The sequence below is a fragment of the Solirubrobacter deserti genome, assembly GCF_027587175.1.
Lineage (GTDB): Bacteria > Actinomycetota > Thermoleophilia > Solirubrobacterales > Solirubrobacteraceae > Solirubrobacter > Solirubrobacter deserti.
Map to the genome: position 1 here is coordinate 1 of NZ_JAPCID010000106.1, position 3,578 is coordinate 3,578.

The window sequence follows — 3,578 nt, forward strand, 5'->3', positions numbered from 1 at the left end:
CGCCCCCAGGCGGGGCGGGCCCGGGGCCGGGCCCGACCGGCCGGCCGGCGCCGCCCGGCCCCGCCAGCCGCCGGGCCGCCGCCACGCCGCCCTCCGGCGGCAGCTCGGCGTGCACGAACGCGGCGTCCGCGCGCCCCCCGCGCACGGCGCGCACGGCGCCGCCGGCATCGGCGGCGGGCCCCGCGGCCGGCCACCGCACCGCGCCCGGGTGGTCGGCGGGGGCCCCGCCCGCGCTCCTCCCGAGCCCTCGCGCCACATTGTCGCCATCACCGGCGCGCCGTGGCCGGGCGAGACGCGCGCGTGCGCCTCGAAGCCGAACCGGGCGTACAACTCGGCCGGACCGCCTTCGCAGACCTCGAGGTAGGCCGCGTCGTCGCCGACGGCCGCGAGCGCGGCGGCGATGATCCGCCGGCCGAGGCCGCGTCCCTGCGCGCGGGGATGGACGCCGAGGACCAGCCCGGTCCAGTGCGGCGTCTCAGGGTGCGCGCGGTCGAGGGCCGCGAGCGCGCGCAGGACGCCCGGGACGCGCCGGACGCCGACCGCGCGCACGAGCGCGGGCGCCAGCACGAGGTTCTCACGCGCGGGCAGCGGCAGGCTGCCGGGCGGCATCAGCAGCGCGGCGCCATCGAGCGACTCGTCGACCAGCACGAGCCCGTGGCGCTCGGCCATCCGGAGCCCGGCGAGCATCCACACGGTCGCGCGGTCGTGGTCGGTGCCGGCGATCCAGCGGATGAACGGGTCGTCGGCGAGCGCGGTGGCGAGCACGCGGGCGACCGCGGGCGCTTCGCCCGACTGCATGGGTCGCACGCCGAGGATGGTGGAGGTCTGTGTCGTCGTCATGGTCGAGCCATGCTCGCGCCCGCCCGCGGCGACGGCGTCCATGATCCCCCCTGATCTTTTGGCTCGGGCGCGAGCCGGGCCGCGAGGCCGGCGCGCCCGCGCGACAGCTGCTCGGACAGGCGGCGCTCGCGGACGCCGAGCACGCGCGCCGCGTCGGCGCGCGAAAGACCGGCGACGTCGACCGCCACGACCGCGATCCGGCTCTCTCGGGGCAGCGCGGAGATCCAACGCAGGACCTCCCGCTCGCCGACCTGGTCGAGGAGCCCGGGCGAGCGCCCGGCGAGCGCGTGTTCCGGGGCGTCGCCGAGATCGACGGTCCGGGGCCGTCGCGCAGCCGCCCGGCGGCGCGTGACGTGCGTGCGCCGCAACGCGGTCAGCAGGTACGGGAGCTCGTCGGCGCGCCGGAGCTCGCGGCGCGTGCGCAGCAGCTGGAGGCAGGTGTCCTGGACGAGATCCTCGGCCTCGTGCGGCGAGCGGCACAGGGCGCGCGCGACATGGTGCAGGCGGTCGAGGTGGCGGACGATCGCCTCGGGCCGGAGCGGCCGCGGGCGAACGGTGACTTCTGGAGCTGGGGAGGCAAGCATCGTCGTGGGCGATGATCGCCCCGCACCCCGCGCCGTCGCGTCCCTGACGCACCCGGATGTTTGCGCGCCCGCACCCCGAGCGGTCAGGCCGTGGCGACGGCGATCAGCCGCGACGACCCCAGCGTGTACGGCCGCTCCCCGTCCTCCCCCAGCAGCCGGATCGCGCTGAAGCCGGCGGCCGCGAGCAGCCGCCCGACCTCGGCCGCGGTGTAGACGTGATGCGCCGCGCGGGCGCGCTCGACGACCCCCGACCCGTTCGAGAGCTCGTAGTCGGTCTCCAGCCGGCTCTCGGCGGCGTTGTAGCGGTTGCGCCGCCGCATCACGATGCCGCCGAACTCGGTCTCCGAGTGCGGCGCGATCTCCCCCGTGAGCAGCGACTCGGCGACGGTCATGCTCTCGAGCAGCAGCCGCCCGCCCGGTCGCAGCAGCCGGTGCATGCCCGCGAGCGACCGCACCGTGTCGGCATGCGGGAGGTACCCGAAGGAGTTGCCCCAGCTCACCAGCGCGTCCGCGGGCCCGAGGGCGGGCAGCGCGCGCAGGTCGCCCGTCAGGAACGTCGCGTCGAGTCCAGCCGCTGTGGCGGCCGCACGCGCGTGCTCGACCTCCGCGGCCGCGATCTCGATGCCCGTCACGGCGTACCCGGCGGCGGACAGCCGCAGCGCGATGCGCCCGTCGGCGCACGGGACATCGATGATCGAGGCGCCCGCGGGCAGGTCGAGCAGCGCGGCGACGAGCTCCGCGTCGCGGTCGGCCATCGTCGCGCCGGCCGCGCGCCAGAAGCGGGCGACGAGGCCGGTGTGGAAGCCGACGAACCAGTCGTCGGGCACGCGGTGTTCAGCTTGGCTCATACCCGGCAAGACGACGGACCCGTGTGCGGCGCCCCGGGACGAGCGCCCGGCTCGTTGCGCGCCGCCCACGATCGCTGGCATGATCGAGCCCGTGCTCGTCGGGCGCTCGGACGACCTCGGCCGGATCGACGCCCTCCTCGACGCGACGGCCGCGGGTGACGGCTCGCTGCTGCTCGTGACCGGGCCGCCCGGCATCGGCAAGTCGACGCTGCTCGCGCACGCGCTCGACGGTGCCCGTGCCGCCGGGATCGCGACCCTCGTCGCCGACGCGAGCGAGCTCGAGCGCGAGTTCGCCTTCGGCGTCGCCCGCCGGCTGTTCGAGCCCGTCGCCGGCGAGCCGGAGCTGCTGACCGGCGCGGCCCGCCGCGCGGCGCCCGTGCTCGGGCTCGAGCAGGCCGGGGAGCCGGACCTCCACGCCACGCTCCACGGCCTCTACTGGCTGCTCGTGAACGTCAGCGCGACCGCGCCGGTCCTCGTCGCGGTCGACGATCTGCAGTGGGTCGACGAGCCGTCGTTGCGCTGGCTCGCCTACGTCGCGCGGCGCGTAACGGGAGCGCCGATCTCCCTGCTCGCCACCGTCCGCACGGGCAGCGACAGCGACCGTGCCGCGCTCGACGAGCTGCTCACCCTGGAGCCGGCGCTCCACCTCACGCCCGCGCCGCTGGACGCGACGGAGGTGGCCGTGGTGCTGGCTCGCACGCTCGGTCGCGCCCCCGACCCGGCGTTCACGGAGGCCTGCCTGGCGCAGACCGGCGGTAACCCGTTCCTGCTGGCGGAGCTGATCGCCGAGCTGCGCGCCGATGGGCTCGCCGCGACCGCCGAGCACGTGCCCGCGCTGGCGCAGCTCGTCCCGGGACGCGTGGGCGCGTCCGTCCGGCGTCGGCTCGCCCGCCTGGACGACGCCGCCCGCGCGCTCGCGGACGCGGTCGCGCTGCTCGGAACGGCCGCCGACCTCCCGCTCGCCGCGGCGTTCGCGGGCCTCGACGAGCCGCGCGCGGCCCGGGCCGCCGCCGCGCTCGTGGCCGCGGACGTGCTCGACGACGCCGGCCAGCTGCGCTTCCGCCATCCACTGCTGCGAACGGTCGTGGAGGCGGCCATCCCCGAGCCCGAGCGCGTCGCCCGGCACGCCCGCGCGGCCGAGCTGCTCGCGGCCCGCCACGCGCCGAGCGGCCGGATCGCCGCGCATCTGCTGGCGGCCGGGGGCGGCCGCAGCGACCCGCCGGCGGGCGCCCCCCTGCGCGCCGCCGCCCCCGGCGCCCCCCGCCCGGGGGGGCCCCCACCACCCGCGGCGGCGGCGCCCCCCCCC

General features: G+C 78.2%; 4 protein-coding genes. 1 reads left to right on the plus strand and 3 read right to left on the minus strand.

The features are described 5' to 3' along the window. The 3 genes from OJ962_RS34035 to OJ962_RS34045 all read right to left on the minus strand — a co-directional run. Positions 1-840, minus strand: an 840-nt coding sequence (locus OJ962_RS34035) for a GNAT family N-acetyltransferase (RefSeq protein ID WP_270006942.1), incomplete at its 3' end; no start/stop codon positions are given. Next, positions 837-1,424 (minus strand): RNA polymerase sigma factor, encoded by a 588-nt coding sequence (locus tag OJ962_RS34040; RefSeq protein WP_202955340.1) that lies wholly within the window; start codon positions 1,422-1,424, stop codon positions 837-839. The genes OJ962_RS34040 and OJ962_RS34035, both read right to left, overlap by 4 nt. An 83-nt stretch (positions 1,425-1,507) precedes the next feature. Further along, complete coding sequence (locus OJ962_RS34045; RefSeq protein ID WP_202955339.1) at positions 1,508-2,272, minus strand: class I SAM-dependent methyltransferase; 765 nt, start codon at positions 2,270-2,272, stop codon at positions 1,508-1,510. 79 nt (positions 2,273-2,351) lie between these two features. Here OJ962_RS34045 and OJ962_RS34050 point away from each other — a divergent pair. Then, positions 2,352-3,578 (plus strand): AAA family ATPase (locus OJ962_RS34050; RefSeq protein WP_270006943.1); only part of this gene is annotated, 1,227 nt, incomplete at its 3' end.